Source organism: Halomonas sp., from assembly GCF_031581305.1.
Classification (GTDB): Bacteria; Pseudomonadota; Gammaproteobacteria; order Pseudomonadales; family Halomonadaceae; genus Halomonas.
This window is the reverse complement of sequence record NZ_JAVLBC010000190.1, coordinates 1-6,016: the sequence shown is the minus strand read 5'-3', so window position 1 is coordinate 6,016 and position 6,016 is coordinate 1. Positions and strand designations below refer to the sequence as shown.

Below are 6,016 nucleotides of genomic sequence, written 5' to 3'. Positions count from 1 at the left end.
ACCGCCTCGACGATCAGCTGGTAGTCGCCGCGGGGCTCGAACAGCGACACCTGGCCGCGCACCTTGACCCGGTCGCCGTCGCGCATGGGGGCGGCGACAAAGCGCGCCCGGGTGCGGAACAGCGCGCAGCGCAGCTGGGCCCGGTCATCCTTGAGAGTGAAGTAGAGGTGCCCCGAGCCCGGCCGCGACACCCCGGAGAGCTCGCCCTCCACCCACACCTCGCCGACATCCTGCTCCAGCGCCTGGCGGGCGCGGCGGTTGAGTTCACTGACGGAAAGCGGGGCGTCCTCGGGGCGGGGCATGGCGCGGTCATTCCAGGCGGGTGAAGGGAAATACCCTACCATGTGCCGCGGCTCCGATGGCACCGCCCGGTCCGCACGGCAGGGCTATCGCAGCTGAGAAGCGCTCGAGGCTATTTCGGTGACAGGTTCACGAGCGGGGCCGGCCTTCCGGGCGCTGTAACCCCTCTCTGGGTGCTACCGACGCCATCCGTGGCGTAGGACTCTCTCTCTACGACCTGTCCCCGGCGCCTCTCGCGGAACGTAACTGCGATAGCTCTGGGCCGCAGGAACGGATGCTCGTCACCCGCATTGCCGGCGCCCGTCCCGGGTCGCTATAATGGGGGATTAACTTCACTCCCTCCCACCAGTTCACTGGGTGTTGCCGCATATGCTACGTATGGCCCAAGAAGCTCTTACGTTCGATGACGTATTACTCGTGCCCGGGTATTCCGATGTCCTGCCCAACGACGTCAGCCTCAGGACCCGCCTGACCCGCGACCTCTTCCTGAACATCCCGCTCGTCTCCGCCGCCATGGACACCGTCACCGAAGCCCGCCTGGCCATCGCCATGGCCCAGGAAGGCGGCATCGGCATCATCCACAAGAGCATGACCATCGCGCACCAGGCGGCCGAGGTACGCAAGGTCAAGAAGCACGAGAGCGTGATCGTCAAGGACCCCGTCACCGTGGGGCCCAAGGCCAAGCTGGCGGACCTGCTGGCGATGGCCGAGGAGCACGGCTTCTCCGGCTTTCCGGTGGTGGAGGGCGAGACGCTGGTGGGCCTGGTGACTCAGCGCGACATGCGCTTCCAGCCCAACCACGGCGACAGCGTGGCCGACATCATGACCCCCGGCGAGAAGCTCGTCACCGTGCCGGTGGGCACCAGCCTCGACATCATCAAGGGCAAGATGCAGGAGCACCGCATCGAGAAGATGCTGGTGGTGGATGAGGACTTCCGCCTGCGCGGCCTGGTCACCTTCCAGGACATCGAGAAGGCCCGCACCTTCCCCCTGGCGGCCAAGGACGCCGACGGCCGCCTGCTGGTCGGCGCCGCCGTGGGCACCGGCCCCGAGACGCCGGACCGCGTGGCCGCGCTGGCCGAGGCCGGGGTCGACGTGGTGGTGGTCGACACCGCCCATGGCCACTCCAAGGGCGTGATCGAGCGCGTACGCTGGGTGAAGGAGCACTTCCCGCAGATCCAGGTGATCGGCGGCAATATCGCCACCGCCGAGGCTGCCAAGGCGCTGGCCGAGGCCGGCGCTGACGGCGTCAAGGTCGGCATCGGCCCCGGCTCCATCTGCACCACCCGCGTGGTGGCCGGCGTGGGCGTGCCGCAGATCACCGCCGTCTCCAACGTGGCCGCGGCACTGGTGCCCTACGACATCCCGCTGATTGCCGACGGCGGCGTGCGCTTCTCCGGCGACCTGGCCAAGGCCGTGGCGGCCGGTGCCAGCACCGTGATGGCCGGTGGCCTGCTGGCCGGCACCGAGGAATCCCCGGGCGAGATCGAACTCTTCCAGGGCCGCACCTACAAGGCCTACCGCGGCATGGGCTCCATGGGCGCCATGTCCCAGACCCAGGGCAGTGCCGACCGCTACTTCCAGGACAAGAGCGAGGGCGCCGAGAAGCTGGTGCCGGAAGGCATCGAGGGCCGAGTGCCCTACAAGGGCATGATGAGCGCCATCGTCCACCAGCTGATGGGCGGCCTGCGCGCCTCCATGGGTTACACCGGCTGCCGCGACATCCAGGAGATGCGCACCAAGCCGCAGTTCGTGCAGATCACCGGGGCCGGCTTCAACGAGTCCCACGTGCACGACGTGCAGATCACCAAGGAAGCCCCGAACTACCGCGCGGGTTGATACACGCTTGAAGCCGGAAGCTTGAAGCTGGAAGTGGCCGCGCCGCTTCCAGCTTTCGTGTTTCCGGGCCGTTCGCCTCTCAAAGGAAAGGCCAGATGACCGACATTCACGCCCACAAGATCCTGATCCTCGACTTCGGCTCCCAGTACACCCAGCTGATCGCCCGCCGGGTGCGCGAGATCGGCGTCTACTCCGAGGTTCGCGCCTTCGACATCACCGAGGCCGAGATCCGCGAGTACGCCCCCAACGGCATCATCCTCGCCGGTGGCCCGGAATCCGTCACCGAGCTGGACTCGCCCCGCGCCCCGCAGTGCGTGTTCGAGATGGGCCTGCCGGTGCTGGGCATCTGCTACGGCATGCAGACCATGGCCGAGCAGCTCGGCGGTGCCGTGGAGGGCTCCCACGTCCACGAGTTCGGCTACGCCCAGATCCGCCTAGATGCCGAGACGGCGCTGTTCCGCGACATCTCGGACCACATCGACCACGAGACCGGCCGCAACCTGCTCGACGTCTGGATGAGCCATGGCGACAAGGTCTCCCGGGTGCCCGACACCTTCACCGTCACCGCCTCCACCCCGAGCTGCCCCATCGCCGCCATGGCCTGGGAGGAGAAGCGCTTCTATGGCGTGCAGTTCCACCCCGAGGTGACCCACACCCTGCAGGGTCTGCGCATCCTCGAGCACTTCGTGCTGGAGATCTGTGGCGCCGAGCGCCTCTGGACCCCGGCCCAGATCATCGAGGACCAGATCGCGCGCGTGCGCGAGCAGGTGGGTGACCGCCACGTGCTGCTCGGCCTCTCCGGCGGCGTGGACTCCTCGGTGGTGGCAGCACTCCTGCACAAGGCCATCGGCGACCAGCTGACCTGCGTGTTCGTCGACAACGGCCTGCTTCGCAAGGCCGAGGGCGACCAGGTGATGGAGACCTTCGCCCGCCACATGGGCGTGAAGGTGATCCGCGTGGACGCCGAGGACCTCTTCCTCGACAAGCTGAAGGGCGAGGCCGACCCCGAGGCCAAGCGCAAGATCATCGGCAACACCTTTATCGACGTGTTCGATGATGAAGCAAGCAAGATTGAAGGTGTCGACTTCCTGGCCCAGGGCACCATCTACCCGGACGTGATCGAATCCGCCGCGGCGAAGACCGGCAAGGCCCATGTGATCAAGTCGCACCACAACGTGGGCGGCCTGCCCGAGACCATGAAGCTCACCCTCGTCGAGCCGCTGCGCGAGCTGTTCAAGGACGAGGTGCGCAAGCTCGGCGTCGAGCTCGGCCTGCCCTACGACATGGTCTACCGCCACCCCTTCCCGGGGCCGGGCCTCGGCGTGCGCATCCTCGGCGAGGTGAAGAAGGAGTACGCCGACATCCTGCGCGAGGCCGATGCCATCTTCATCGAGGAGCTGCACCGCGCCGACTGGTACCACAAGACCAGCCAGGCCTTCGCCGTCTTCCTGCCGGTGCGCTCGGTCGGCGTGGTGGGTGACGCCCGCCGCTACGAGTGGGTGATCGCCCTGCGCGCCGTGGAGACCATCGACTTCATGACCGCCCGCTGGGCGCACCTGCCCTACGAACTGCTGGAGAAGGTCTCCAACCGCATCATCAACGAGATCACCGGGGTCTCCCGCGTGACCTATGACGTGAGCAGCAAGCCGCCCGCCACCATCGAGTGGGAGTGAGGCTCCTCATCACATGATGCTGATTCGGTCCACAGGAACCCGCCAACCGGCGGGTTCTCACCGACGCACCCGTCGGCTAGCGTTAATGAAAACAGGAAACGGCTACATCAAGGTTGAAACATACGGGGACTGTGTCAGATGAGTAACGTCACCACACAAGCCGTTTACATATCTAATCAAGTAGTTTTTTGAATACATCCTTCACTGAGTCCGCCTTATCGCGGATTACGTCTTTTTTATGCTGAGCAATAAGCTTTGCAGACATGGACTTGCACCATTTTTGGCTCTTTAATAGATTCTTGTAGTCAAAGTACTCGTCGTCTTCAGGTGAGATTTCAGCATTTAGATCGATTGCGGCGTTTATCGCTAGAGTTGAGAATCCGTCGGCGAGGTTGTTTATTTTTCCATCTTTTACTATTTGGTCGATCGACTTCAAGATGTTTGCGCCTGTTGGGTCGTCTTTGATGACCCCCATGACTGAATAAAACAAGAAATACTTTGTGAGAGTGTAATTTGCAAAGGATGTGTTTTCTATCTTAGGAAGAGCTTTCGCTATCGATTGAAAACACCTCCAAAGCGCAAGAACCCTCGATCCTGTAACATTGGGTCTTCCAAATATGTCAGAGTGGAGATCGTCCATTACCTTATACTTCTGGTGGCAGCTCCAAGGCTGTTCTAGGTCTGCAGCCAATAAAACCAGGCCGGCGGCCTCGTTTGGAATTATTTCCTTGCCTTTGTTTCTTTCCCCTTGCTTTATTTCATAAGCAACAAGTCCTTCGCTTATGTTTTCGATCTCGACTTTTAAGCGATGCTGAATGTTGTGATTGGACTTCATGTCCCGCGCCTTGATAGCGTTCTGATTGTTGCTATTTCTAGTGATTTTTTGGGACAATGAGGCGTCGCCCTTGACCTCAATAAGCTTGACTAGAATCTTCAGGTCGTCCGTTATCTTGGATTTTTCTGATAGCAGGGAGGTGAGGCTTTGGGCTCCATTTACAACGACATAATCCTGTACTACAAGGGACTGTTTGTCCTCATCAAGAATTTCCCTGCAAAGTACATTTATTCCGTTGTGGTAAAGAGGGAAGTTTCCGTGCTCTTCCTTTTTCTTGATGCTGGATTTGATGCTCTTATTGACCTTGGTGTTTCCTAAGGAAAGTCGCACATTCTGGTCAAAGAGTGAGCCGTCAGATATTCCATCCATTTTGGTAAGGTTTAATGCTGGAGCAAGAAAGATTCTTGTAGCAGCGCCCCCTGCATCATATTTGATGACATCGCTATCAGATATGTCAAATCGAAATTCTTGAGATATGCCTCCATCTATCTCCAGGTCGACGTAGTCTCGAGTTATTTTAACTGCATCGTAAAGTTCTACGCCATCGATCTTTTCTAGGTAGTGGGAGGCGTCGGCATTTGCGGGAACGTTGGTTATGAAGATGCCCTGGACGTCGTATCCTGCTTCGACTTTCTCAGCAACTTCATTTCTTAATATGGCCTGTTTGAGTCGTTCGTTTTTAGTTTCAGATGCCAGTTTTTCGACCTTCTCTCTTTTGTTGAATTGCGCCAGAGTGCCGAAGAAATCCTTCAGCTCTGTATCGCCAAGAGTCGCTTTTTCGCTAGTTTTAGTTTTTGACTGTATCACGAATACTACTTCAGATACGTCATCGACATAGATCGCATCTACACCTTTGTCGTGCTTTGCGTCCACGCAAGCATCGTCAGTTTCAAACTCGTCGAGTCTAAATATGTTCTCAAGAAACCATTTCAGGAATCGCTTCGCGAAGTCGGGTGCTCGATCGGAATAGTTTTTCTCCAAGATATCGGAAAATGCACTATGCTTTAGCTCTTCTGCTATCATGATCTGCTGTCCACGATAAAAGTAAATTATAAGAAAAATGATATTCTATTTTTTTATTGTATCTAGGTGCAAAGCAGTCGTCGATAGCCTCATCCCTTTTGCATAATGAATGCTTGCTCCACTGGCATAGAGCATAGGTCGCTCTCAAGCGACCAGCTCCGACTCCAGCAATCCGGGCAGGCCCTCATTCTTCATTCGAAAAAGCCACCCTCGCATAGGTTGAGTTCAGGGAGATGAATCTCATCTTTCCGCTATGGTGTTGTTAACAATAGGCACAGGCCGGGAGGTAAGCGCGGTGGAACAGCGCATCAGTCTGATCACCCTGGGCGTCGGCGACCTGGCGCGG

The 6,016-nt window shown here is 59.1% G+C and carries 4 protein-coding genes; 2 read left to right on the top strand and 2 right to left on the bottom strand.

Features of this window, described 5'->3' with window-relative positions:
• On the bottom strand, window positions 1-302 hold a 302-nt coding region (locus RI841_RS13570; protein ID WP_310706164.1), incomplete at its 3' end, for an exodeoxyribonuclease VII large subunit.
• Window positions 303-669: 367 nt separating this feature from the next.
• Between RI841_RS13570 and guaB the strand changes: the two genes are divergently transcribed.
• Both guaB and guaA read left to right on the top strand, forming a co-directional pair.
• Window positions 670-2,139, top strand: coding sequence for an IMP dehydrogenase (gene guaB / locus RI841_RS13565; protein ID WP_310706163.1), 1,470 nt, complete (start codon window positions 670-672; stop codon window positions 2,137-2,139).
• 95 nt (window positions 2,140-2,234) lie between these two features.
• The gene (guaA, locus tag RI841_RS13560; RefSeq protein WP_310706162.1) at window positions 2,235-3,812 is read left to right on the top strand and encodes a glutamine-hydrolyzing GMP synthase; all 1,578 of its coding nucleotides are present in this window, start codon (window positions 2,235-2,237) and stop codon (window positions 3,810-3,812) included.
• A gap of 172 nt (window positions 3,813-3,984) precedes the next feature.
• Here the strand turns inward: guaA and RI841_RS13555 are convergent, their stop codons facing one another.
• On the bottom strand, window positions 3,985-5,670 hold the full coding sequence (locus RI841_RS13555) for an AIPR family protein (protein ID WP_310706161.1): 1,686 nt from the start codon (window positions 5,668-5,670) through the stop codon (window positions 3,985-3,987).
• Between the last annotated feature and the right edge of the window lie 346 nt (window positions 5,671-6,016).

Bases quoted from the DNA above. Each gene is read 5' to 3' on its own strand.
- guaA (WP_310706162.1), top strand. From the start codon at position 2,235: ATGACCGACATTCACGCCCACAAGATCCTGATCCTCGACTTCGGCTCC.
- guaB (WP_310706163.1), top strand. From the start codon at position 670: ATGCTACGTATGGCCCAAGAAGCTCTTACGTTCGATGACGTATTACTC.
- RI841_RS13555 (WP_310706161.1), bottom strand. From the start codon at position 5,670: ATGATAGCAGAAGAGCTAAAGCATAGTGCATTTTCCGATATCTTGGAG.